The organism is Stenotrophomonas sp. LM091, from assembly GCF_001806305.1.
Taxonomy (GTDB): domain Bacteria; phylum Pseudomonadota; class Gammaproteobacteria; order Xanthomonadales; family Xanthomonadaceae; genus Stenotrophomonas; species Stenotrophomonas bentonitica_A.
In genome coordinates this window covers 571,090-594,771 of sequence record NZ_CP017483.1, presented here as the reverse complement: position 1 = coordinate 594,771, position 23,682 = coordinate 571,090, and the positions used below count along the sequence as shown (strand labels likewise).

Genomic DNA, 23,682 nt, shown 5'->3' with positions numbered 1-23,682 from the left:
GGCAGACCTCAGGGCTTGCTGGCAATCAGCGAAATGACTTCGAAATGCGGCGGGCGCTTCTCGCGGGTCACGGTTTCCAGGCTGGAGACGACCAGGCCGGCCTTCTCCACGAACTTGCGCAGTTCCTTGTCGCTGAAACCAAGGTTGACGTGGCCATACGCGTCCACGGCCGCACGGTGTTCGTGACGGGCCAGGCTGCACAGCAGCAGGCGACCGCCTGGGCGCAGCACGCGCGCGCCCTCGGCGACGGCCTGGGCCGGCTTGGCCGCGTAGGTCAGTGCGTGCATCAGCACCACCAGATCGAAGCTCTGGTCGGGGAAGGGCAGGGCGTGCATGTCGCCTTCGCGCACTTCCACGTTGGCCAGCCGGCGCAGGCGCTCGCTGGCGGCGGCGACCACGCGCGCGCTGGTATCGATGCAGACATAGCGCTTGGCATGCGGGGCGACCAGTTCGGCCAATACGCCGTCACCGGAGGCGATATCAAGCACGTCACCGGTTTCCAGCAGCGGCAGCGCGGTGCGCGCCAGTGCCTCCCAGGTGCGGCCGGGGGAGTAATGGCGTTCCATGTCGCCGGCGACGCTGTCGGCCCAGTTCTGGTCGGCGGCGCGGCTGGCCATCACCGCGGCCACGCGTTCAGCATCCTGGCGCAGCAGCGGATCGTCGCTGCCGGTGCTCAGGGCATGCCACAATGCGCGCTGCGCCGGATCCAGCGCGGCGTCATCGAAGCGGTAATACGCCGAGACGCCCGAGCGACGGTCGCGGACCAGGCCGGCTTCCTTGAGCCGGGCCAGATGGGTGGACACCCGCGGCTGGGCCAGCGTGGTGATGGCCGACAGCTCGGCCACGGTGAGTTCTTCCTGTTCCAGCAGCGCCAGCAGGCGCACCCGGGTGGCGTCGGCGAACACTTTCAGCCGGACGGACCAGTCCTCGAGATCCATAAATATCTACCTATCGCGATATAGAGATATTTTCGTCCTTTGGCGGCGGTGCGGTCAAGTCAGGCGTCCTCTCCCCGCCCCCCGGTACAATCGCCCGACCGGGCCGCGCGCACTGCGGCCCCTTTCACTCTGTACCCGGGAGGGTGTTGTGGATTTCAGCTTTACCGAAGAGCAGTTGATGCTGCAGGACGTTGCGCGCCGTATCGCGCAGGAAAAAATCGCGCCCAGCGCCGAACACCACGATCGTACCGGCGAGTTCCCGCTGGAGAACATCCGCCTGCTGGGCGAGAACGGTCTGATGGGCATCGAAGTGCCTGAAGAATACGGCGGTGCGGGCATGGACCCGATCGCCTACGTCCTGGCGATGGTGGAGGTCGCCGCCGGAGACGCTGCGCATTCGACGATCATGTCGGTCAACAATTCGCTGTTCTGCAACGGCATCCTGACCCATGGCAGTGAAGCGCAGAAGCAGAAGTACGTGCGCGCCATCGCCGAGGGCGAGGCCATCGGCGCGTTCGCGCTGACCGAGCCGCAGTCCGGGTCGGATGCGACGGCGATGCGCTGCCGGGCGGTCAAGCAGGCCGACGGCACTTACGTGATCAACGGCAAGAAAAGCTGGATCACCTCCGGCCCGGTCGCCAAGTACATCGTGCTGTTTGCGATGACCGATCCGGACCAGGGCGCGCGCGGCATCACCGCGTTCATGATCGACACCGACAAGGCCGGCTTCCACCGCGGCAAGACCGAGCCGAAGCTGGGCATCCGTGCCTCGGCCACCTGCGAAATCGAGTTCCAGGATTACGTGGCGGCCGCCGAGGATGTCGTCGGCAAGGAAGGCGAGGGCTTCAAGATCGCAATGGGGGTGCTCGACGCCGGCCGTATCGGCATCGCCTCGCAGGCGATCGGCATTGCGCGCGCCGCGTATGAAGCGACGATCGAATACGTGAAGGACCGCAAGGCCTTCGGCGCGGCGATCGGCACCTTCCAGATGACCCAGGCCAAGATCGCCGACATGAAATGCAAGCTGGACGCAGCCCTGCTGCTGACCCTGCGCGCGGCATGGGTGAAGGGCCAGGGCAAGCGTTTCAGCAATGAAGCGGCGATCGCCAAGCTGACCGCCTCCGAAGCGGCCATGTGGATCACCCACCAGGCGGTGCAGATCCACGGCGGCATGGGCTACTCCAAGGAAATGCCGCTGGAGCGTTACTTCCGTGATGCCAAGATCACCGAGATCTACGAGGGCACCTCGGAGATCCAGCGGTTGGTGATCGCGCGCAACGAGACGGGATTGCGCTGAGGTTCGACGGCCACGACCCACGGTCGTGGCCCGCTGGCGGCGGCCGTGGCCTCGCGGCCGCCAGCCGGGCAGGTGCCGACCGTTGGTCGGCACGCGCGGTAGTGCAGAATATGCGGTTCCGTTCTGCAGGAGATTCCATGGTGATCTATCGAGGCGCAGGGTTCCTGACGCTGCTCACGCCCATCGCGGCCCTGCTGCTGTTGATGTGGCTGTGGCCGGATCCGAGCGTTGCCAAAGGCAACACCTCGCTGGCGCAGCTGTTGATCGGATTCGGGATCGGCGCGGCAATCAATGTGGTGCTGGGCCTGGTGCTCAATCGCGGCCCGCGCGCGGCGGGCGAGCATGCCCGCCATCATTTCTTCTACCTGCCGATGCAATGGCCGTCGTTGGCCATCGTGATCGTCTGCGCGGCGGTGGCGCTGCTGCGCTGAGAGCGCCAGGTAGTGCCGGCCGCTGGCCGGCAACCAGGCGGCCCTTCCCGGGCAACCGGAGGAGCCGGCCAGCGGCCGGCACTACCGGGGTCGCTTCCGGTCAGCCACACATGGTGTGACCGGTCATGCATCACACACGAAAAAGCCCCGGCTCGCGCCGGGGCTTTTTCGTGTCAGCGTGACCACCCACGGTGGTCACCTGCGGTGGGGCAACCGTGGCTGCCCCTGTCCCTTAACGATCCGGACGGTGCGCCGTATTGGCTTCGCCCTGGCGTTCCAGGAACTCCTTGGACGGTTCGTCCAGCTTGTCGCCCAGCATGCGGCGGACCACCACGAAGAACACCGGGATCATCAGCAGACCCAGGAAGGTGGCGAACACCATGCCGCCGATCACGCCGGTACCGATCGCGTGACGTGCGTTGGCGCCGGCACCGGTGGAGATGGCCATCGGCACCACGCCCATGATGAAGGCGAAGGAGGTCATCAGGATCGGGCGGAAACGCAGGCGGGAGGCTTCGATGGTCGCCTCGCGCAGGTTCTTGCCTGCGGCCCGCTGTTCCACCGCGAACTCCACGATCAGGATCGCGTTCTTCGCGGCCAGGCCGATCACGGTGATCAGGCCGATCTTGAAGTACAGATCATTCGGCAGGCCACGCGCGAGCGAGAAGGCCAGCGCGCCCAGGACACCCAGCGGCACCACCAGCAGCACCGCCACCGGGATCGACCAGCTTTCATACAGCGCGGCCAGGCAGAGGAACACCACCACGATGGACAGCACCAGCAGCAGCGTCGCGGCGTTGCCGGCCAGGATTTCCTGGTAGGACATGCCCGACCAGTCGTAACCGAAGCCGGCCGGCAGGTCGTCGTTGACGATCCGTTCCATCGCCTGCATCGCCTCGCCCGAGCTGCGGCCTTCCGCCTGCGAACCGACGATGTTGACCGCCGAGTAACCGTTGTAGCGGCTCAGCGACGGCGGGGCGGACACCCACTCGGACTTCACCACGGTGCTCAGCGGAATCATCGCTTGCGTACCGTCGGCGTTGGTCTGCAGCGTGCTGGGCGTGTAGAAGCTGTTCAACGACTCCGCACCGGTGCGGTACGGACCATCGGCCTGCAGGGTCACGCGCTTGATGCGGCCTTCATAGAAGAAGTCGTTGACGTACACCGGGGCGAGCATCAGCTGGATGGTGCTGTACACGTCCGACACCGACAGCCCCATGGTCTGCGCCTGCACGCGGTCCACGTGCAACTGCAGCTGCGGGGCGTTTTCCAGGCCGTTCGGGCGCACGCCGGTCAGCAGGTCGCTTTCCTGCGCCGCCTTGCCGAGCAGGATGTTGCGGGCCTGCGTCAACTGCTCATAACCCACGCCGCCACGGTCCTGCAGCCACATGTCGAAGCCGCCGAACTGGCCCAGGCCCTGCACGGTCGGCAGGTTGACCACGAAGATCTGCGCTTCCTTGATGCCGAAGAACGCGCCGTTCATGTTGTTGATGAACTCGGGCACGGTGATGTCGCGGTCCGCCCAGGGCTTGAGGCGGATGAAGCCCATGCCCACGTTTTCACCGGAACCGACGAAGCTGAAACCGGCCACCTGCAGCATGCCTTCGAAGCCATCCTGCTTTTCCAGGATGCCGCGCATCTGGGCGAAGGCGTGGTTGGTCTGCGACTTGGTCGAGCCCGGCGGCAGCTGCACGATCGCCAGCGCATAGCCCTGGTCTTCTTCGGGCAGGAAGCTGCCCGGCATGCGCGTGAACAGGAAGCCGCACAGCACGGTCAACACCACGAACAGAATCATCCAGCGCGGGGCATGCTTCACCGCCGAGGTGATGTGGCCCACGTAGGTGTTGCTGACCTTGTCGTAGTACTTGTTGAAGGTGCGGTAGACGATGTTCGGGTTGTCGTTGTGCGTCGGCTTGAGGAACGTCGCGCACAGCGCCGGGGTGAAGCCCAGCGCCAGGAACGCCGAGAAGGCCATCGCGATGGCGATCGTCAGCGCGAACTGCTTGTAGATCTCACCGGCGGCGCCGCCCTGCAGGGCTGACGGAATGAACACCGCCGCCAGCACCACGGTAATGGCGACCACCGCACCGGTGATCTGGGTCATGGCCTTCTGGGTGGCGGCCTTGGGCGGCAGCTTCTCCTCGGTCATGATGCGTTCGACGTTCTCGATCACCACGATCGCGTCATCGACCACGATGCCGATCGCCAGCACCATCGCAAACAGCGTCAGCTGGTTGATGGTGAAGCCGATGATGCTCATGCCCAGGAACGTGCCCAGCAGCGCGACCGGGATGACCAGGGTCGGGATCAGCGTGGCGCGGAAGTTCTGCAGGAAGATCAGCATCACCAGGAAGACCAGCGCGACCGCTTCGATCAGGGTCTTGACCACTTCCTCGATCGAGATCTTCACGAAGGTGGTGCTGTCGTACGGCGAGAACCAGCTCACACCGGCCGGGAAGCTCGGGGCCAGTTCGTCCATCTTGGCGGTGACCGCGTTGGCCACGTTCAGTGCGTTGGCGCCCGGCAGCAGCTGGATCGCGAAGGCACCGGTCGGCTTGCCGTTGTACTGGGTATCAAAGCCGTAGTTGTTCGCACCGAAGGCGATCCGGGCGATGTCCTTGAGCAGCACGCGCGAGCCATCGGTGTTGGCGCGCAGGATGATGTTCTCGAACTCTTCCGGCGAGCTGAAGCGGCCTTCGGCCGAGACCGTCGCGGTGAAGTAGTGGCCTTCAGGCGAGGGATCCGAGCCCAGCGAGCCGGCTGCGAACTGCACGTTCTGGTCCTTGATCGCGGCCAGCACCTGGGTGGCCGACAGGCCGTAACCCTGCATCTTTTCCGGGTTGAGCCAGATGTTCATGGCGTACTCGGAACCGAACTGCTGGGTGCTGCCCACGCCGGGAATACGCGAGATCTGGTCGAGCACGCGCGAGCCGACGATGTCGTTCAAGGCATCGCGGTCGATCGAGGCGCTGTCGGACTGCAGGGCCACCACCATCAGGAAGCCGGCGTTGGCCTTGGCCACCACCACGCCCTGCTGGGTCACCTCGGTCGGCAGGCGAGGGGTCGCCAGCGAGACCTTGTTCTGCACCTGGACCTGGGCGATATCGGCATCGGTGCCGGTCTCGAAGGTCAAGGTGATGGTGACGCGGCCGTTGGAGGCCGAGGAGGAGCTGAAGTACAGCAGGTGATCGATGCCGGTCAGCTGCTGCTCGATCACCTGGGTGACCGATTTTTCGGCGGTGTCGGCGCTGGCGCCGGGGTAGGTGGCGCTCACCGTCACCTGGGGCGGTGCGATGCTCGGGTAGGACTCCACGCCCAGACCCAGGATCGAGATCACGCCCGCAAGCGAGATCAGGATCGCGACCACCCAGGCGAATACCGGGTGTTCAATGAAAAATTTAGGCATGACGGAGGATTCCCGTTATTGCTTGTTCGGTTCGGCAGCCGGAGCGGCGTCGGACTTCGTGGCGGCGGCATCGGCCGGGGCGGCAGCGGCGTCAGGCTGGGCGGCATCGGCCGGAGCGGCGCCTGCCGGAGCAGCACCCGCCGGAGCCTGGCCACTGCCGTTGCCGGCGGCCGGGTTCCACGGGGCGGCCTTGGCCGGGGCGCCTTCCTTGACCTTCTGCACGCCGGCCACGATCACCTGGTCGCCGGCATCCAGGCCACCGCTGACCAGCCAGTTGCTGCCCTGCTGGCCTTCGCTCTTCACGTTCTTGCGGATGACCTTGCCATCCTTGCCGACCACCAGCACGTAGCCGCCGGTGGTGTCGCGCTGCAGCGCCTGCAGCGGCACCAGGTAGGCGTTGTTGCGCTCACCCAGGGTCGCCTGGAAGCTGACGAAGGCGCCCGGCAGCAGGATCTGCTGCGGGTTGGGCAGCACCGCGCGCAGCGAGACCGCGCCGGTGGCCGGGTCGACCGTGGTCGAGGAGAAGTCCAGCGTGCCCGGCTGGTCGTAGACAGTGCCGTCGGCCAGCTTCACCTGCACGGTGGACTTGCCGTCCCCGCTCAGGGCCAATGCGCCCTTGGCCTGGGCCGCGCGCATCTGGGTCAGCTCATCCACGCTCATGGAGAAGTTCACGTACAGCGGGTCGAGCTGGTCCACGGTGGTCAGCAGGGTGACATCGCCCTGGCCGACCAGTGCGCCTTCGGTGACCTGCTGCTTGCCGGCGCGGCCGCTGATCGGCGAACGCACTTCGGCATAGCCGAGGTTGATCTTCGCGCTGGCCAGCGAGGCCTGGGCCTGCTGCACCGCCGCGGCGGCGGTACGCTCGGTCGCTTCGGCCGCGTCCAGATCGGACTTGGAGACATAGGCCTGCGGGGCCAGCGAGCGGGCGCGGTTGGCCGCGGCCTTGGCGTTCGCGGCGGTGGCCTGGGCCGAGGTCAGCTCGGCCTGCGCGGCGTTGAGCGCAGCGCGCAGCGGTGCCGGATCGATCAGGAACAGCACCTGGCCTTCCTTCACATCCGAGCCTTCCTGGTAGACGCGCTTGAGCAGCACGCCCGGCACACGGGCCCGGACATCGGCACTGCGGTACGGCGACAGACGGCCGACCAGCTCACGCTGCAGGGGCAGGGTCTGGGGCTTGGCCTCGATCACGCCCACTTCCGGCGGCGGCGGGGCCTGCTGCTCTTCCTTCTTGCAGGCGGTCAACGCAAGGGCGACTGCGCACGTCAGGGCAAGGGTGCGGAGTGGGGCGATCATCAGGAGAAGCTCCGGTGTTGGTTTGAATGCGAAGCCGTGGCGGCTTCGGGCGCAGCGAACGCGCGCAGGAAGCTGTCGACGGAGAATTCTGCCCAGCGGCGCCGCACGGTGGCGTCAGCGCGATGGGGGATGTGGAAGCGCTGTTTTTCGAAATCCAAGCCGGCGATCATGCTCAATAGCAGTTCAGCCATGAAGTGCGGGTCGTCATGCCTCAATTGGCCTTGCGCGGACCGGGTTGCCATCCATTCAGAAACATGAAGTGCCAGTGCCCCGGCGCCGTCCTGGTAAAGGGTGCGGGCTTCCTGGGGGAACTGGCTGGATTCTGTTGCGATCAGCCTCCGGGCCTGGACCACGTGGGGCTGATTGAAGTGATCCAGGTAATCGTTGGCGAACTGCAGCAGGCTGCCACGCAGGTCATCACCATCCAGTGAGCGCAGCCCGGCGGTCGCGCGGCACACATGCCGCTGCATCACCCGGCGCAGGAGTTCCTGCTTGCTTCCATAGCGGCTGTAGAGGGTCTGCTTGGAGCAGCCGGCGTGCTGGGCCACCGCGTCCATGCTCAGCTGCATCCCCTGGCTGGCCAGCAACTCGCGCACGGCATCGAACACGCGATGATCGCGCGCGTCCATCGTGCTGGCGGCGGGGTGTGGGGGAGTCACGCGGTGGACTATACCGTCCAGTTCAGAATTGTAGAAGCCTTGTCTTTCGGTGCGTTTTGATGACCAACGTCAAGTTGCAACCGAAGCGGCCGATGCTGCGACGGAGGAAGCGCCGATGCGCTGATCCGTACGTCGCCGAATTGACATCGCCGATGTAAACGGGACCCAACCCGAATCACCTTATTCCGTCCTGCAGCAAGGTATTTCTGTGCGGTAGGCCTACAATTTCATTTTCCCAACTGAGCAACACGCACCGCTCCGTCATGAAACCGCAAAAACCAGCAGCCAAGACCGTGAAAAACAAATCCAAACCAGCCGATACGCAGACTGTTTCGCCAGTGGGCTTCTCGCTGGAGCCGGTGTACACGGCCTTGCGCAAGCGCTACCCGTCGGCCGGGCAGGCCGAGGCAGTGGCTTTTGCCGCCGACTTCTACAAGCGCATGGAGGCGGACGAGTTCCCGCACCACAGCGCCGAGGAGTGGGCCGCACTGGCAGCGGACACGCTGGAATTCGCGCGTGTGCGCAAGCCCGGCAAGGCCAACGTCCGCGTGTTCAACCCGACGCTGAAGGGCAACGGGTGGGAGTCGCCGCATACGGTGCTGCAGATCGTCAATGACGACATGCCGTTCCTGGTCGACACCGTCACGATGTCGCTGGCCGAACACGGCGTTGGCGTGCACGTGCTGGGTCACCCGGTGATCCGCTTCGCGCGTGACAAGGCCGGCAAGCTGACCACGGTCAGCGACGGCACCGCCGAATCGGTGATGCTGCTGGAAATCGACCGTCAGCCGGCCGAAGCCATGGCCGACGTCGAGAAGGCGATCATCAAGGCGCTGGACGAGGTGCGTGCCATCGTCCGCGATTGGGACGCGATGCGTGCCAAGGCGCAGAGCCTGGCCGACGATCTCGGCAGCCGCCAGCTGCCGGTCGATGCCGCCTCGCGCGCCGAAGCACAGGAATTCCTGCGCTGGGCCGCCGACAATCACTTCACCTTCTTCGGTTACCGCGAGTACCGCGTCGAGAAGCAGGGCAAGGAAGATGTGCTGGCGCCATTGAACGACACCGGCCTGGGCCTGATGCGCGGGCAGGACAAGTCCGCCGCGCGCCCGGTCAAGACCCTGGCCGCGCAGGGCCTCAATGCCACCTCCGGTTTGAAGGACGCACTGATCCTGACCAAGACCAATGCCCGTTCGCGCGTGCATCGCTCCGGTTACATGGATTACATCGGCGTGCTGGAGTTCGACGCCAAGGGCAAGATCATCGGCGAGCAGCGCTTCCTGGGCCTGTTCACCTCCAGCGCGTACAACCGCCGCCCGTGGGAAATCCCGCTGGTGCGCCAGCGCCACGAATACGTGATGAGCAAGTCCGGCCTGGCGCCGAGCAGCCACAGCGGCAAGGCCCTGCGCCACATCCTGGAAACCCTGCCGCGCGAAGAACTGTTCCAGTCCAGCGAGGACGAACTGTTCCGCACCGCCATGGGCGTGCTGGGCCTGCAGGAGCGCGTGCGCAGCCGCCTGTTCCTGCGCCGTGACAAGTACAGCCGTTTCATCTCCGCGCTGGTGTACCTGCCGCGCGAACGCTTCAACACCGATGTGCGCCTGCGCATCGAAGCCATGCTCAAGGACGCCCTGCAGGGTGAGTATGTGGACAGCTCCGTGGTGCTCGGCGAATCGCCGCTGGCCCAGGTGCATCTGATCGTGCGCCCGAAGGCTGGCCAGACCCTGGAAGTGGACACCAGCGAACTGGAGCAGAAGCTTGCCCAGGTGCTGCGCAACTGGCAGGACGATCTGCGCGAAGCGCTGGTCGCCCGTCATGGTGAAAGCGAAGGCCTGCGCATCGCCGCGCGTATCGGCAAGGCGCTGCCGGCCGGTTACATCGAAGACTCCAGCACCGAGATCGCCGCCAACGACGTCAGCCAGCTGGATGCGCTGACCGGCCCGGACGATCTGCGCCTGAGCCTGCAGGCCGTGCAGCGCGAAGGCGGTGAAGGCCTGCGCCTGAAGCTGTATCGCCAGCTGGATGACATCCCGCTGTCCGACGCGCTGCCGATGATGGAAAACATGGGCCTGCGCGTGATTGCCGAGCGTCCGTACCGCCTGACGGTCGACAACGCGCCGGTGTACGTGCAGGACTTCGAAGTCGAATCGGTGGCCGGTGCGATCGATGCACCGAGCGTCGATGAAGCCTTCGGCGAGACCTTCGCCCGCGTGTGGCATGGCGATGCCGAGAACGACGGCTTCAACCGCCTCGTGCTCGCTGCCGGCCTGCACTGGCGCCAGGTGGCGATGCTGCGCGGCTACTGCAAGTACCTGCTGCAGACCGGCGTGCCGTTCTCGCAGGCCTACGTGGAAGGCACCTTCACCCGTTACCCGCTGCTGGCCCGCCTGCTGGTGGAGCTGTTCGAAGCCCGCTTCGACCCGGCCACCGGCAACGAGAGCAAGGATGCGATCGCCGAGGGCCAGGCCCAGCTGCGCGCACACCTGACCGTGCTTGCCGGTGGTGACGAAGCCACCCTGAAAGTGCTCAAGACCGTGGTCGATGCACGCAAGGGCGACCGCACCGTGCAGATGGATGCCGCGCGCGATGCGCTGCTGAAGCTGATGGACCGCGTCTCCAGCCTGGATGAAGACCGCATCCTGCGCAGCTTCATGGGCGTGATCGATGCGACCCTGCGCACCAGCTACTACCAGACCGATGCCGAGGGCCGCCCGGGCCACGTCATCAGCTTCAAGTTCGATTCGGCGCTGGTGCCGGACCTGCCCAAGCCGCGCCCGTACCGCGAAATCTTCGTGTACGGCCCGCGCGTGGAAGGTACCCACCTGCGCTTCGGCGCGGTGGCCCGTGGTGGCCTGCGCTGGTCGGACCGTCGCGAAGACTTCCGTACCGAGGTGCTGGGCCTGGTCAAGGCGCAGATGGTCAAGAACACCGTGATCGTGCCGGTCGGTGCGAAGGGTGGCTTCTTCGCCAAGACCCCGCCGGTGAACGGCGACCGCGATGCGATCTTCGCCAACGGCGTGGCCTGCTACAAGCTGTTCATCCAGGGCCTGCTGGACATCACCGACAACATCGTCAACAACAAGATCGTGCCGCCGGTGGATGTCGTGCGCCATGACATGGACGACCCGTACCTGGTGGTGGCCGCCGACAAGGGCACTGCGACCTTCTCCGACATCGCCAACGGCCTGGCCGTGGCGCACGGCTTCTGGATGGGCGATGCCTTCGCCTCCGGTGGCTCGGTCGGTTACGACCACAAGGGCATGGGCATCACCGCGCGCGGTGCGTGGGAGTCGGTCAAGCGCCACTTCCGTGCGCTGGGCCGTGACAGCCAGAGCCAGGACTTCACCGCGGTCGGCGTGGGCGACATGTCCGGCGACGTGTTCGGCAACGGCATGCTGCTGTCGCGCCACATCCGCCTGGTCGCCGCGTTCGATCACCGCCACATCTTCCTGGACCCGAACCCGGATGCGGCCACGACCTTCGTCGAGCGCGAGCGTCTGTTCACCGTGCCGCGTTCCAGCTGGGCCGATTACGATGCCAAGCTGATCAGCAAGGGCGGCGGCGTGTACCCGCGTACGCTGAAGTCGATCGAGATCACCCCGCAGGTCCGTGACGTGCTGGGCCTGGACGAGGGCATCAAGTCGATGGCCCCGAACGATCTGATGAGCGCGATCCTGAAGGCACCGGTCGATCTGCTGTGGAACGGCGGCATCGGTACCTACGTCAAGGCGGCCAGCGAGCAGCACAGCGATGTCGGCGACCGCGCCAACAACGCGCTGCGCGTCAATGGCGGCGAGCTGCGCTGCAAGGTGGTGGGCGAGGGCGGCAACCTGGGCATGACCCAGCTGGGCCGTATCGAAGCTGCCCAGGCCGGCGTGCTGCTCAACACCGACTTCATCGACAACTCGGCCGGTGTGGACACCTCCGACCACGAAGTCAACATCAAGATCCTGCTCAATGATGTGGTGCGGGCCAAGAAGTTGACCGTCGAGCAGCGCAACAAGCTGCTGGCCTCGATGACCGACGAAGTGGCCGCGCTGGTGCTGATGGACAACTACCGTCAGAACCAGGCGCTGAGCCTGATGGAACGCATGGCGGTCAAGCGCCTGGGCTCCAAGCAGCACTTCATCCGCACGCTGGAACAGCAGGGGCTGCTGGATCGCCAGATCGAGTACCTGCCCTCGGATGCGGAGCTGTCCGCGCGCAAGGCGCGTGGCCAGGGCCTGACCCGTCCGGAGCTGTCGGTGCTGTTGTCCTACTCCAAGCTGGTGGCCTTCCAGCAGCTGCTCGAGTCGGACATCCCGGAAGACCCGTACCTGTCCAAGGAACTGCAGCGTTACTTCCCCACGCCCCTGCAGAAGAAGTACGCCGACGCGATGGAGCGTCACCGCCTGAAGCGCGAAATCATCGCCACGGCCGTGACCAACCAGACCATCAACCGCATGGGCGCCACCTTCCTGATGCGTATGCAGGAAGACACCGGCCGCACCGTGGCCGAGGTCGCCAAGGCGTACACGATCAGCCGTGAAACGCTGGACGCGCGCGCCCTGTGGGCACAGATCGACGCCCTCGACGGCACGCTGCCGGAGTCGGTGCAGATCGACGCACTGGAAGTGATCTGGAAGCTGCAGCGCTCGTTCGTGCGTTGGCTGCTGTCGCGTCCGGGCGCCATGCCGGGCATCACCGAAGCCGTCAACCGCTACCAGGCCGCGTTCAACGACATCCGCGATGCCTCGGGCGTGCTGCCGGATTCGCAGCGCCCGGCCTACGAGGCGAGCGTGCAGGAGTGGAAGGACAAGGGTCTGCCGCCGGCGTTGTCGCAGCAGCTCTCGGAACTGCAGTTCCTGGAGCCGGCGTTCGACATCATCGAGCTGGCCCGCACCCGCAAGCTCAAGCCGGTGGACGTCTCCAAGGTCCACTTCCGCCTGGGCGATGCCCTGCAGCTGCCGTGGCTGTTCGAGCAGATCGACGCGCTGGAGGTCAATGGCCGCTGGCACGCCGTGGCCCGTGGCGTACTGCGCGACGAGCTGGCCGCCCACCATCGCAACCTGGCTGCCCAGGTCCTGTCGATGAAGGGCAGCAGCGCCGAAGCCAAGGTCGCCGCCTGGATGGGCCGCGATGACAGCAGCCTGCGCTTCACCCTGGCGATGCTGGCCGAACTGGCCGAGCAGAAGACCCTGGACTACCCGACCGTTTCGGTCGCGGTGCAGCGCCTGGGCCAGCTGGCTTCGCATGGTGCGTAAGCGCATTCGCGCTGACGCCCCACGGTTTGCTCTGCAGACCGTGGGCCCCATGCAAACCCTGCGTCCAGACCCCCGCGCCTTCGGCGCGCCCCCCTGACTCAGGGGGGCTCTGCTCCAGAGGGATGGGCGGGGTCTGGTAACTGCATTGCATGAGAAACACACGGCTCCGCTTCGGCGGGGCCGTTTTCGTTTCCGTTCGTGCAGGCCCGCGACCGGCACGAACGGTTATGCTCTTGCCGGCATACCCCACCCGGATTCACCGATGAGCGACACCCCCCGTATCGCCTTCCTGGCCAGCTCCACCGAAGCGGCGCAGCTTGCGCTGGCACAGATGCGGGCGCGTTATGGCGACTTCGCGCCCGAGCAGGCCGAGGTGCTGTGCCCGCTGGGCGGTGATGGTTTCCTGCTGCAGACCCTGCATCGCTATGGCGCGCTGGGCAAACCGGTGTTCGGCATGAAGCTGGGCACGGTCGGGTTCCTGATGAACCAGTTCCGTGATGACGACCTGCCGGCACGCTTGGCTGCGGCCGAGCCGGCCAACCTGCGCCCGCTGGAGATGCTGGCGCTGACCGAGTCGGGCACCACCACCGGCTCGCTGGCCTACAACGACGTCTCGCTGCTGCGCCAGACCCGCCAGGCCGCGCACATCGGCATCGACCTCAATGGCCAGGAACGCGTGGCCGAGCTGATCGGCGACGGCGTGCTGGTGGCCACCCCGGCCGGCAGCACCGCCTACAACTATTCCGCGCACGGCCCGATCCTGCCGCTGGGCTCGCACACCATCGCACTGACCCCGCTGGCCCCGTACCGCCCACGCCGCTGGCGCGGTGCGATCCTCAAGGCCGACACGGAAGTGCGTTTCCGCGTGCTCGACCCATACAAGCGCCCGGTCAGCGTCACCGCCGATTCGCACGAAACCCGCGATGTGGTGGAAGTCACCATCCGCGAATCGCGCGAGCGCCGCGTCACCATGCTGTTCGACCCGGAGCACAATCTGGAAGACCGGATCCTGAGCGAGCAGTTCATGTTCTGAGGGCGCTTGGCCGTGGCGGCCATGCTCTGTGGGAGAATGGATGGCCGGCCGCTGCGGCCGCATTGGATTGCTGATTGCCATGGGCGACAACACCCCCCGTTTGCTGACCGTTGCCGTGACCTCGCGGGCCCTGTTCGATCTGGAAGAGGGCCATGCGCTGTTCGAGGCCGAAGGCGTCGACGCCTATGCCGAGTACCAGCGCAAGCACGAAGACGATGTGCTGCGCCCCGGCGTGGCCTTCCCGGTGGTGCGCAAGCTGCTGGCGCTCAACCAGGGCCAGTCGCCGGAACAGCCGCGGGTGGAAGTGATCCTGCTCTCGCGCAACTCCGCCGACACCGGCCTGCGCATCTTCAATTCGATCCAGCACTACGACCTGGGCATCATCCGCGCGACCTTCACCGCAGGTGAGCCGACCTGGCCGTACGTGAAGCCGTTCGGCACCGATCTGTTCCTGTCGGCCAACCCGGAATCGGTGCGCCGCGCATTGCTGCACGGGATCGCCGCGGCCACCATCCTGCCCAAGCCGCCGGGCGAGACGATTGCCGCGGCCGAGCAGGTCGATCTGGGCCGTCCGCTGGGCCAGCTGCGCATCGCCTTCGATGGCGATGCGGTGATCTTCGGCGATGAAAGCGAGCGCATTTCGCGCGAGCAGGGCGTGGAAGCGTTCGGTCGCCACGAGCGGGAAAACGCCCGCGAGCCGCTCAGTGGTGGCCCGTTCCGCAATTTCCTCTCGGCCCTGCATACGCTGCAGGCCGTGTTTCCCTCAGGCGAGGATGCGCCGATCCGCACCGCCCTGGTGACGGCGCGCTCGGCGCCGGCGCACGAGCGCGTGATCCGCACCCTGCGCGAGTGGGGCGTGCGTCTGGACGAAGCGCTGTTCCTTGGCGGCCGCCACAAGGGGCCGTTCCTGGAAGCGTTCGGCGCGGACATCTTCTTCGATGATTCCCAGCACAACATCGACAGCGCGCTGCAGCACCAGAGCGTGGCGGCCGGGCATGTGCCGCACGGGGTCGCCAACGGCGGTTGATGCAGCGCCCGGATGCACGTTGGGCCCGGCTATCCACCAACGGTGGCGCCAATGTACCCACCAACGGTGGGTACCTACCGGATCGGCAGGACCGACGGGGCGGTGGTGTCAGGATTCAGCGGCAGGCGGATGTCCACCAGCCGCCAGCGCAGGCCCGAACGCTGCAGGATGAACACCACCGGTGCGCCCTGCGGCGTGTAGGTGGTGGCGGTAAAGCGCGACAGCGAGTCGAAATGGTGGGTCGCCCCCTTCAGCGGGCGCGCCGGCCGTGGCGCCGCGTAGGCATCGTTGCTCGGGCTGTCCAGGTCATTGCTGGCCCGCTTCCACAGGGTATGGCCCTCCAGCAGCGCGCCGATGCCGGTCGGCGTCACCAGCGCATCCACGGCGGTCGCGCTGAGCCGGTCGCCGGCCGAGAGCAGCAACGCGCCAAACAGGCTGGACTGCATGTCCGGACCGGCGCGACGGACCACGTAGTCGCTGAGCTGGGCGCGCAGGTTGGCGCGCAGCATCGGGAAATCCACGTAACGGTCGAGCCTGGCGGTATCACGCTGTTCGATCGCGCGGCTGAGGCCGTGCACGGTCACGTAGGGCCCGCTGAACACAATGCCGGCCAGCACCAGCAGCATGGTGACCAGCAACCAGAGCAGTTTCTTCATCGGGTCTGCCTTGTCGTCATGGTGCCCAGCTTGCCGCAGCGGACGTCAGCGCACGTGAAGCTCAGAATTCCAGGTCCAGCGCCGCGCACAGGTAGTCCACGAATGGCGCCAGCGTGACCAGGTCGGCCGCGATGGTCTGGCGCAGCCGCGGGCCGGTCATCGTGGCATCGTCCAGCGAGCGCCAGAACACCCAGTTGCGGTGCTTCAGATCGTCGATGAACTCGAAATCCGGCTCGAAACCCCGCGGGGCACGGACCAGCTTTTCGCTTTCCTCGAAATCGAACTTTTTGCGCAGCACCGGGGAATGCGCGGCCGCCTTCCAGCTGCCGGGATTGTCTACGATGAAGTGGCGCACCTTGCGCTGGGTGGCCGGCTCGGGATGCCACAGCCCCGCGCCGACGAAGCTCTCGCCTGGCTGCAGGTGGATGTAGAACGACGGGGCCGGCACCTGCTTGCGCCGCTCATGGAACAGGCGCGCGCCCTGCCAGCTTTTGTAGGGCGATTTATCGTTGGAGAAGCGCGCATCGCGGTAGATGCGGAACAACGAGCCACCCACGGTGCGCGGGTCGGCGCGGAAGTGCTCGCTGACCGCGGCCAGGTCCGGCTGCAGATCGGTGATCAACCGCAGGAACGGCTGGCGGACATGTTCTTCGTACTTCGGCTTGTGTTCGTTGAACCAGGTCTTGTCGTTGTTGCGGGCCAGGCCACGCAGGAACGTGAACGTGGCCGGGCTGAAATACGTGCTCATAGGCTGCTCTGCAGGTGGGTGCCCCAGTCGCGCAGCTGCTGCAGCAGGGCGAGCTTGCCGGCATCGTCGGCGTGCTCTGCGGCCAGTGCATCCAGCTGCGCGGTGAACTGCGGCAGGGTCTGTTCGCCCAGCGACGCATCGCCGAGCAGGCGCTGGCGACGATAATCGTTCCACCGTGAGCGCTCGGTGGTGTCCAGGGTGTCCAGATGGTTGCGGGCGCGGTACCGGAACAGCAGTTCGGGCATGCGCGGGTCACGCAGGCGCTCGGCGAAGCTGGCCAGCTCGGCCGGCGGGCTGGTGCGGATCCGCGACATCAGGGATTTGTCGCCGTCGGCCAGGAAGCCGTCGTACAGCGAGGCATCGACATCGCTGGGCGCCAGGCTGCGCTCGCCCGCATACACCTGGCGGACCTTCTCGGCCAGCGCCGGTCCGATCTGGCGCAGCCGCTCGGCCTTGGCCTCGATCGCGGCCGGGTCGATCCCCAGGCGTGCATGGTCGGCCGGGCGCAGATGGTTCCATGCGACCAGCGCCGGCACCTTGTTGAGGTGCACTTCCTTGAGCGGCACGCGCTGCTCGCCCTCGGCCATGTCGGCCGCGCGGGTGTACAGGCGCGCGGCGATGGTTTCCGGCGGCAGCTCGAGCAACGGTTCGATGTCGCCCTCCAGATCGAGCGCGATGATGCGGTTGTTGATGAAGGGATGGCGCGCCAGTGGCAGCACCGGCGCGGCGCACATGCGCTGGGCCGGATAGCGCATCGAGATGTGCAGCACCGGCTGCATCGCGTCCACATCCAGCAGGCCGCCGACGAAACGCTTGTCACGCAGCTTCAGCGCGTAGTCCCACAGCCGTGGCTGCGCCTGCTTGAACAGCTTCGCCAGCCCGATCGTCGCGTACACATCGGACAATGCTTCGTGCGCATCGCCCTGGCGGACGTTGTTGGCCACGGCCAGATGTTCCAGCTTGAAGGAGGTCGCGCCATCCTCGCGTTGCGGCCAGACAATGCCGTCCGGGCGCAGCGCGTGCAGCAGCCGCATCATGTCCAGCAGGTCCCAGCGCGAATTGCCGTTGCGCCATTCGCGTTCGTAGGGGTCGTAGAAGTTGCGGAACAGACCGTGGCGGACGAACTCATCGTCGAAGCGCAGGGTGTTGTAGCCCAGCGTGCAGGTCCCCGGCCGCGACATCAGGTCGTTGATGCGCGCGAATGCCTCGGCCTCGGTGACCCCGGCGCTGAGGGCATGCTGCGGGGTGATGCCGGTGATCAGCGTGGCGACCGGCGAGGGCAACAGGTCGTCGGCCGGTTTGACGTAGAAGCTGACCGGCTCGTCGATGATGTTCAGATCGGCATCGGTGCGGATACCGGCAAACTGCGCGATGCGCGTGCGGCGCGGGTCCTGGCCGAAGGTTTCCAGGTCATAGAACAGGAAGCTGTCGGCCATCAGTGCGCGCCCTCCAGGACTGGCAGTTGTTCGTGGACCAGGCGCTCCAGGGCGGCCCAGTCGATATGTGCCAGGCTGTCGTGCCCGGCGGTGGCATCCTCCAGCATGCGCCGCTGCAGCTCGGTGCGGGCCAGCGCTACGGCATACGGGGTGCGCAGGAAGGTGACCATCGTGTAATGCGGCACGAAGCGGGTCGGCCACCGCGCCTGCAGCGCCTGTTCGAGTTCGCGCTGCAGCAGGAACTGCGGATCGGCCACGCGGTCGCGCATTTCCAGGTAATTCTCCAGCGCCATCTGCTGGATCGCTTCGGCGTTCGGTTTGCGGTCGGTTTCGAAGGCAGCGAAGGCCTCGGCCAGCGAATCCTGCTCCAGCAGATGCCCGGCCAGTGCGATGCAGTCTTCGAAGGCGCAGTTCATGCCCTGGCCGTGGAACGGGACCATCGCGTGCGCGGCATCGCCGATCAGCACCGCGCGGCCCTTCATATGCCAGTGCTTGAGGTGCAGCGTGCCGAGCAGGCCCGGCGGGTGCTGCTCCCAGTCGCGGCGCAGGTTCGGAATCAGCGCCAGTGCATCGGGGAAGTCGCGCGCGAACAGCGCCTCGGCCTCGGCCCCGCTGTTGGTGGTGGCAAAGCTCGGGTCGCCCTCGTTGGGCAGGAACAGCGTGACCGTGAAGGTGCCTTCGTCGTTGGGCAGCGCAATGCACATGTAGTGCCCGCGCGGCCAGATGTGCAGCGCATTGGCTTCGATCCGGAAACCACCTTCAGCCGTCGGCGGGATCTCCAGTTCCTTGTAGGAGTGATCCAGGAAGGCGATGCGCTCGTCCAGCGGCTGCTTGCGGTTCATCGCCGCGCGCAGCGCCGAGCCGGCACCGTCGGCGCCGATCAGGGTATCGAAGCGGATATCGTGCGGCTGGTCGTCGCGGTCATCGATGAAGCGCGCGTAGCCGGCATCGAAATCCACGGTGTGCAGGCGGCGGTGGAAATGCACGGTGGCGCCCGCATCCTCGGCCAGCTGCAGCAGCGTGGTGTTGAGGTCCTTGCGGTGGATCGACCAGATCACTTCGCTGTCATCGCGGCCGTAGCGCTGCAGCTGCGGTTCGCCCTCGCGCGGGTGGATCATGCGCCCGCGCATCATCACTGCCTTGGCCATGACCGCGTCTTCGACACCGGCCTGGCGCAGCGCATGGCGGCCACGCTCGGCGAGCGCCAGGTTGATCGAGCGACCGGACTCGTAATCGCTCACGCGTGGGTCGCCGCGGCGCTCATACAAGGTGATCTGCCAGCCCTGGCGGGACAGCAGGATGGCAAGCAGCGAACCGGCCAGACCTGCGCCGATGATGCTCAGCGAGCGGGAGGGGGTAGCGATCAAGTCAATGTCCGTGGGGGCGGGGAGGGCGGCTTAGAGGCCAGCCCAGGCTTCCACTTCCTCGACGAAGTGGTGCAGGTCGAGGTAGCGGTTGTAGAGCGGGGTCGGCGAAATGCGGATCACATCGGGCTCGCGCCAGTCGCCGAGCACGCCCACGGTCTGCAGGTACTCGAACAGGCTGCGGCCGCGCTCGCGGCCACCGGCCACGCGCAGCGAGAGCTGGCAGCCACGGCGTTCCGGTTCGGACGGGGTCAGCACCTCGAGCACGCCGGACAGGCGCGCGCGAACGAGTGCATCCAGCATGCCGGTCAGGCGCAACGATTTGACCCGCAGCGCGTCGATGCCGCCGGCCTTGTCGACCACCTCCAGCGCAGCGCGCAGCGGGGCCAGGCCGAGCACGGGCGGGTTGCTGAGCTGCCAGCCTTCGGCGCCCACGGCGGGCACGAACTGCGGGGCCATCTTGAAGCGCGTGGCCTCTTCATGGCCCCACCAGCCCGCGAAACGCGGCAGGGTGGCGTCGCGGTGGTGGCGCTCGTGCACGAAGCAGCCGGCGACGGCGCCCGGGCCCGCGTTGAGATACTTGTAATGGCACCACACGGCGAAATCCGGTGCGATGTCGTGCAGCTGCAACGGCACGTTGCCGACCGAGTGGGCCAGATCGAAGCCGACCCGGGCACCCTGCAGGCGCGCCATGCGCGTGATGGCCTCCAGATCGAAGACCTGGCCGCTGCGGTATTGCACGCCGGGCCACAGCACCAGCGCCAGGCGGGGACCATGCTCGGTGATGGCGCGTTCGATGGCTTGCAGCGAGATGGTGCCATTCGGCTCATCGGGCTGCACTTCGACCAGGTCGGTCTCCGGGTTGAAGCCATGGAAGCGGAGCTGCGATTCCACCGCATGCCGGTCGGTCGGGAAGGCGCCGGCCTCCATGAGGATGACGGGGCGCTCGGCGGTGGGCCGGTAGAAGCTGACCATCATCAGGTGCAGGTTGACGCTGAGGGTGTTCATCGCCACGACTTCGCTGGGCAGGGCGCCCACGACGCGGGCAAGCTGGTCGCTCACCAGGCGGTGGTAGTGCAGCCACTGGGTCTCGCCGGTGAAGTGGCCTTCGACGGCCAGCGAGGCCCATTTGTCCATGACTTCCTGGACGGCGGCACGTGCCCCGCGCGGCTGCAGGCCCAGCGAGTTGCCGACGAAGTAGGTCTGGTCGCGGTGGTTGTGCTGGGGAAAGACGAATTCGTTGCGCAGGCTGCGCAGCGGATCGGCGGCGTCCAGGGCAACGGCATGGGTGCGGCTGAGGATCTCGGACATGGTGCAACCGGCGGTGTCAGTGAGCCGACAGTTTATCCGGGTGGTGGGGGCGTGGGCTGAATCTGGCTTGCGGCGCTGATCTGGCGTGCACTGGTGGCTGGCAGCTGGCGCTCAAGGTGGAGGCCGGGGCCAAAGCCAAAGCCAAAGCCAAAGCGTATGCAGTGACGTTCCAGTGGACGGGCCGATGTGGGCGGGTCCAGGAAACCCGCCCCCACCGGCCCACTCTCAGCCCACTTAACGGCCGGCTTTAGAGCTCTAAAGCTCTAAAGCCATCACCCCTCAACAGCCACCTTCGCAGGCAACGGATCCACATGTCCGCACGCATCGCACGTGCGCAGCTCCAGCGAAGAGTGATAGCGATCGAACACCTTCGGCAGATCCGTCTCGATGTTCTCCAGCGCGAAAAACTCCTCGTACAGCTTGTGATTGCACTGCTCGCAGAACCACATCAACCCATCGCGCTCATGCGCCAACCGCTTGCGCTCCACCACCAGGCCCACACCGCCCGGCGGGCGGCGCGGCGAATGCGGCACGCCGCCCGGCAACAGGAAAATCTCGCCCGCGCGGATCGGAATGTCGCGTACCGCGCCATCCTCCTGCACCTTCAGCGTCATCTCGCCCTCGAGCTGATAGAACCACTCCGGGCCTTCGTCGTAATGGAAATCCGTGCGGCTGTTCGGGCCACCGACCACCATCACGATGAAGTCGCCGTTCTCGATCATCTTGTTGCCAACCGGCGGCTTCAGCAGATGCCGGTGCTCTTCGATCCAGGCGAGCAGATTGATGGGGGAGGCAAGCATGGGCGCTGTCCGAAAGAGAAAGAATCAGTCGCGCCGACCGTGGCGCGGAACATAGGACAGGGCCTTTTCGTATGCGGCCTGCAGCTCTTCCGGTGCGCCCACGTCGATGCCCATCTCGCGCACCCGGCCGTCCTTCAGGCTGTACACCCAGCCGTGCACCATCAGCTTCTGGCCACGCGCCCAGGCGTCCTGCACGATCGTCGAGCGGCAGGCGTTGACCACCTGCTCGATCACGTTCAACTCGCACAGGCGTGCATGCTTCAGTTCGGGCTCTTCGATCGCATCCATGATCGCTGCATGCTTCTGCGCCACATCGCCCACGTGCCGCAGCCAGTTGTCGGCCAGGCCCACGCGCGTGTTGTTCAAGCTGGCATGCACGCCACCGCAGCCGTAATGGCCCACGATCAGGATGTGCTTCACCTTCAGCTGATCCACGGCGTACTGGATCACGCTCAGGCAGTTCAGGTCGGTGTGCACCACCACGTTGGCCACGTTGCGGTGCACGAACACTTCGCCCGGCGCCATGCCGATGATCTGGTTGGCGGGCACGCGCGAATCGGAACAGCCGATCCACAGGTATTCCGGGTGCTGCTGCTTGGCCAGTTGATGGAAGAACTCCGGATCCTCTTTCTCGATCCGGTCCGCCCATTCGCGGTTGTTCTGCAGCAGCTTGTGGATGTCTTTCATCGTGCGGGGTCCCTGACGTCGGGTGGGGGCAAGGCGCGGCCAGGGTGGCCGCGTCGTCGCAGGAGTGGGTAGGGTCAGTCGGCGGCGGGGCCGCCCTCGCGGCGCCAGCGCATCCACTGCGCCAGCTCGCGTGATGCCGGGGCGTCCAGTGCCGACAGCGCGTCGATCACGCTGGTCTGGTTGGCCTCGGGATGGTTCTGGCTGAGCTTGAGTTTGATCTGCACCTGCGCCGGGCGGAAACGGAAGCCGACGATGCCGCCAAGCATGCGCTGTTGGCGCGGCTCGATCGGCAGCAGGTCCCAATCGCCGCCCACGGTGCCTTCGTAATGCGTGCTCAGTGCGTCCAGCATCGCTACCAGTGCGTCCGGGTCGGTGACCGGTTCCAGCACGCCGCGCAGTTCGGCCGCGGCGTAGTTCCAGGTGGGGACGCGCGCCTGCGCATCTTTGTCCGGATACCAGCCCGGCGACACATACGCATGCGGGCCGTGCACCAGCATCAACGCGGGGCCGGCATGGCCCGCCTGCGGATTCGGCTTGGCCCAGTGGCCTTCGATCAGGATGCCGCCGGCATCACGCGTGTACACCACCGGCAGGCGCGTGGCCTGCGGGTAGCCGTCGGCGCCGTTGGTCACCAGGGTGACGAACGCATCGCGCGCCAGCAGCCGGTCCAGCCAGATCAGGTCGGTCTCGACGAAGGCGGACGGGATGAACATCGTCGGTTACGCGCGGGCGCCCAGGCTCTGGATCATGCGGCCGTGCAGGGCATCGTCGCTGTCGGCCTGCGGCGGCTGCACTTCATGCAGCGAGAAGCCGCGCACCAGCGCGTCCTCTTCATCCAGGCCGTCGTAGGCGACGAACTCGGCGTCGAACAGCTGCGAGCGAGCCGTGTCTTCGCTGTCGTAGCTCAGCGTGTTGCCGTCGCTGTCCAGCACCTCGGCGGTACCGGCCGGGCGCACGCGCAGGCGCGCCCAGATCAGGGTGTTGCCCAGGCTGGCCAGGAACCACTCGTCGTGGTGGGAAGTAGCGTCGTTCATGTCAGTACCATCGAAAGCAGCCAGAGCAGGGCAGCCATGCCCAGTCCGGCAAGAAGGGTGAGCAGCGAGAGCCAGGCCGGCGTGGCCAGGCCGGTCAGCGAGCGGTCGCTGCTCTGCCGATAGTCGCGGCCGAGCAGCCAGCGCAGCGCGTCCGGGCGCAGGAAGGCACCCGCGCCGAAGCGATTGGCCAGCGCCGGGTGGCGGTCGCGGATGTGGACCAGGGTCAGCGGCCAGAAGATCACGAAGGCACTGAACCCGGCGATCGCCACGCCGACGAAACACAGCGCGAAGAACAGGGTCATGGTTCAGTGCCTCCGTAGGT

At 66.4% G+C, this 23,682-nt stretch carries 18 protein-coding genes and 1 pseudogene; 5 read left to right on the top strand and 14 right to left on the bottom strand.

Annotated features, from left to right (window positions below; genetic code table 11):
• Nucleotides 1-8: 8 nt before the first annotated feature.
• Complete coding sequence (locus BIZ42_RS02660) at nt 9-938, bottom strand: metalloregulator ArsR/SmtB family transcription factor (protein ID WP_046274305.1); 930 nt, start codon at nt 936-938, stop codon at nt 9-11.
• 148 nt (nt 939-1,086) lie between these two features.
• Here BIZ42_RS02660 and BIZ42_RS02655 point away from each other — a divergent pair, with 148 nt between their 5' ends.
• The gene (locus tag BIZ42_RS02655) at nt 1,087-2,235 is read left to right on the top strand and encodes an acyl-CoA dehydrogenase family protein (RefSeq protein WP_070425471.1); all 1,149 of its coding nucleotides are present in this window, start codon (nt 1,087-1,089) and stop codon (nt 2,233-2,235) included.
• A gap of 137 nt (nt 2,236-2,372) precedes the next feature.
• Nucleotides 2,373-2,666: a hypothetical protein gene (locus BIZ42_RS02650; RefSeq protein WP_070425470.1), complete on the top strand. Its 294-nt coding sequence runs from the start codon at nt 2,373-2,375 to the stop codon at nt 2,664-2,666.
• A gap of 232 nt (nt 2,667-2,898) precedes the next feature.
• On the opposite strand, the gene BIZ42_RS02645 is transcribed toward BIZ42_RS02650, so the two are convergent.
• The 3 genes from BIZ42_RS02645 to BIZ42_RS02635 are packed head-to-tail and all read right to left on the bottom strand — an operon-like array spanning nt 2,899 to nt 7,994.
• Nucleotides 2,899-6,072, bottom strand: coding sequence for a multidrug efflux RND transporter permease subunit (locus BIZ42_RS02645; RefSeq protein WP_046274306.1), 3,174 nt, complete (start codon nt 6,070-6,072; stop codon nt 2,899-2,901).
• A gap of 15 nt (nt 6,073-6,087) precedes the next feature.
• Nucleotides 6,088-7,365, bottom strand: coding sequence for an efflux RND transporter periplasmic adaptor subunit (locus BIZ42_RS02640; protein ID WP_070425469.1), 1,278 nt, complete (start codon nt 7,363-7,365; stop codon nt 6,088-6,090).
• Nucleotides 7,365-7,994 (bottom strand): TetR/AcrR family transcriptional regulator, encoded by a 630-nt coding sequence (locus tag BIZ42_RS02635; protein ID WP_019184364.1) that lies wholly within the window; start codon nt 7,992-7,994, stop codon nt 7,365-7,367. Before BIZ42_RS02635 ends, BIZ42_RS02640 begins: the two co-directional genes overlap by 1 nt.
• 377 nt (nt 7,995-8,371) lie before the next feature.
• Here BIZ42_RS02635 and BIZ42_RS02630 point away from each other — a divergent pair.
• The 3 genes and pseudogenes from BIZ42_RS02630 to BIZ42_RS02620 all read left to right on the top strand — a co-directional run.
• A pseudogene (locus BIZ42_RS02630) lies at nt 8,372-13,264 on the top strand (NAD-glutamate dehydrogenase domain-containing protein); the annotation flags it as partial.
• Nucleotides 13,265-13,526: 262 nt separating this feature from the next.
• A complete protein-coding gene (locus BIZ42_RS02625; protein WP_019184362.1) occupies nt 13,527-14,297 on the top strand; it encodes an NAD kinase in 771 nt (256 codons plus the stop codon).
• A gap of 79 nt (nt 14,298-14,376) precedes the next feature.
• A complete protein-coding gene (locus BIZ42_RS02620) occupies nt 14,377-15,324 on the top strand; it encodes a 5'-nucleotidase (protein ID WP_026069966.1) in 948 nt (315 codons plus the stop codon).
• Nucleotides 15,325-15,398: 74 nt separating this feature from the next.
• Here BIZ42_RS02620 and BIZ42_RS02615 read toward each other — a convergent pair whose 3' ends face one another.
• The 10 genes from BIZ42_RS02615 to BIZ42_RS02570 all read right to left on the bottom strand — a co-directional run bounded on the left by BIZ42_RS02615 (nt 15,399) and on the right by BIZ42_RS02570 (nt 23,662).
• Nucleotides 15,399-15,980: a DUF2939 domain-containing protein gene (locus BIZ42_RS02615; RefSeq protein ID WP_070425467.1), complete on the bottom strand. Its 582-nt coding sequence runs from the start codon at nt 15,978-15,980 to the stop codon at nt 15,399-15,401.
• 61 nt (nt 15,981-16,041) lie between these two features.
• Nucleotides 16,042-16,728 (bottom strand): DUF2461 domain-containing protein, encoded by a 687-nt coding sequence (locus BIZ42_RS02610; RefSeq protein ID WP_019184359.1) that lies wholly within the window; start codon nt 16,726-16,728, stop codon nt 16,042-16,044.
• Nucleotides 16,725-18,164 (bottom strand): exodeoxyribonuclease I, encoded by a 1,440-nt coding sequence (gene sbcB, locus BIZ42_RS02605; protein ID WP_070425466.1) that lies wholly within the window; start codon nt 18,162-18,164, stop codon nt 16,725-16,727. The genes BIZ42_RS02610 and sbcB overlap by 4 nt, the downstream gene beginning before the upstream one ends.
• Nucleotides 18,164-19,531, bottom strand: a complete 1,368-nt coding sequence (locus BIZ42_RS02600) for an NAD(P)/FAD-dependent oxidoreductase (RefSeq protein WP_070425465.1) — start codon at nt 19,529-19,531, stop codon at nt 18,164-18,166. The genes sbcB and BIZ42_RS02600 overlap by 1 nt, the downstream gene beginning before the upstream one ends.
• Before the next feature lie 30 nt (nt 19,532-19,561).
• Nucleotides 19,562-20,839 carry a kynureninase gene (gene kynU / locus BIZ42_RS02595; protein WP_070425464.1) on the bottom strand — a complete coding sequence of 426 codons (1,278 nt, stop codon included), beginning with the start codon at nt 20,837-20,839 and terminating at the stop codon, nt 19,562-19,564.
• A gap of 272 nt (nt 20,840-21,111) precedes the next feature.
• Nucleotides 21,112-21,639: a 3-hydroxyanthranilate 3,4-dioxygenase gene (locus BIZ42_RS02590; protein ID WP_070425463.1), complete on the bottom strand. Its 528-nt coding sequence runs from the start codon at nt 21,637-21,639 to the stop codon at nt 21,112-21,114.
• A 24-nt stretch (nt 21,640-21,663) separates the two neighbouring features.
• On the bottom strand, nt 21,664-22,326 hold the full coding sequence (gene can / locus BIZ42_RS02585) for a carbonate dehydratase (protein WP_019184354.1): 663 nt from the start codon (nt 22,324-22,326) through the stop codon (nt 21,664-21,666).
• Nucleotides 22,327-22,400: 74 nt separating this feature from the next.
• Entirely contained in the window at nt 22,401-23,039 is a 639-nt protein-coding gene (locus BIZ42_RS02580) for an FMN-binding negative transcriptional regulator (RefSeq protein WP_070425462.1), read from the bottom strand.
• Between the two features lie 6 nt (nt 23,040-23,045).
• A complete protein-coding gene (locus tag BIZ42_RS02575; protein WP_070425461.1) occupies nt 23,046-23,360 on the bottom strand; it encodes a hypothetical protein in 315 nt (104 codons plus the stop codon).
• The gene (locus BIZ42_RS02570; RefSeq protein ID WP_019184351.1) at nt 23,357-23,662 is read right to left on the bottom strand and encodes a hypothetical protein; all 306 of its coding nucleotides are present in this window, start codon (nt 23,660-23,662) and stop codon (nt 23,357-23,359) included. Before BIZ42_RS02570 ends, BIZ42_RS02575 begins: the two co-directional genes overlap by 4 nt.
• Nucleotides 23,663-23,682: the final 20 nt, after the last annotated feature.

Bases quoted from the DNA above. Each gene is read 5' to 3' on its own strand.
- BIZ42_RS02660 (WP_046274305.1), bottom strand. From the start codon at position 938: ATGGATCTCGAGGACTGGTCCGTCCGGCTGAAAGTGTTCGCCGACGCC.
- BIZ42_RS02650 (WP_070425470.1), top strand. From the start codon at position 2,373: ATGGTGATCTATCGAGGCGCAGGGTTCCTGACGCTGCTCACGCCCATC.
- BIZ42_RS02645 (WP_046274306.1), bottom strand. From the start codon at position 6,072: ATGCCTAAATTTTTCATTGAACACCCGGTATTCGCCTGGGTGGTCGCG.
- BIZ42_RS02640 (WP_070425469.1), bottom strand. From the start codon at position 7,365: ATGATCGCCCCACTCCGCACCCTTGCCCTGACGTGCGCAGTCGCCCTT.
- BIZ42_RS02635 (WP_019184364.1), bottom strand. From the start codon at position 7,994: ATGGACGCGCGCGATCATCGCGTGTTCGATGCCGTGCGCGAGTTGCTG.
- BIZ42_RS02625 (WP_019184362.1), top strand. From the start codon at position 13,527: ATGAGCGACACCCCCCGTATCGCCTTCCTGGCCAGCTCCACCGAAGCG.
- BIZ42_RS02620 (WP_026069966.1), top strand. From the start codon at position 14,377: ATGGGCGACAACACCCCCCGTTTGCTGACCGTTGCCGTGACCTCGCGG.
- BIZ42_RS02615 (WP_070425467.1), bottom strand. From the start codon at position 15,980: ATGAAGAAACTGCTCTGGTTGCTGGTCACCATGCTGCTGGTGCTGGCC.
- BIZ42_RS02610 (WP_019184359.1), bottom strand. From the start codon at position 16,728: ATGAGCACGTATTTCAGCCCGGCCACGTTCACGTTCCTGCGTGGCCTG.
- sbcB (WP_070425466.1), bottom strand. From the start codon at position 18,164: ATGGCCGACAGCTTCCTGTTCTATGACCTGGAAACCTTCGGCCAGGAC.
- kynU (WP_070425464.1), bottom strand. From the start codon at position 20,839: ATGTCCGAGATCCTCAGCCGCACCCATGCCGTTGCCCTGGACGCCGCC.
- BIZ42_RS02590 (WP_070425463.1), bottom strand. From the start codon at position 21,639: ATGCTTGCCTCCCCCATCAATCTGCTCGCCTGGATCGAAGAGCACCGG.
- can (WP_019184354.1), bottom strand. From the start codon at position 22,326: ATGAAAGACATCCACAAGCTGCTGCAGAACAACCGCGAATGGGCGGAC.
- BIZ42_RS02580 (WP_070425462.1), bottom strand. From the start codon at position 23,039: ATGTTCATCCCGTCCGCCTTCGTCGAGACCGACCTGATCTGGCTGGAC.
- BIZ42_RS02575 (WP_070425461.1), bottom strand. From the start codon at position 23,360: ATGAACGACGCTACTTCCCACCACGACGAGTGGTTCCTGGCCAGCCTG.
- BIZ42_RS02570 (WP_019184351.1), bottom strand. From the start codon at position 23,662: ATGACCCTGTTCTTCGCGCTGTGTTTCGTCGGCGTGGCGATCGCCGGG.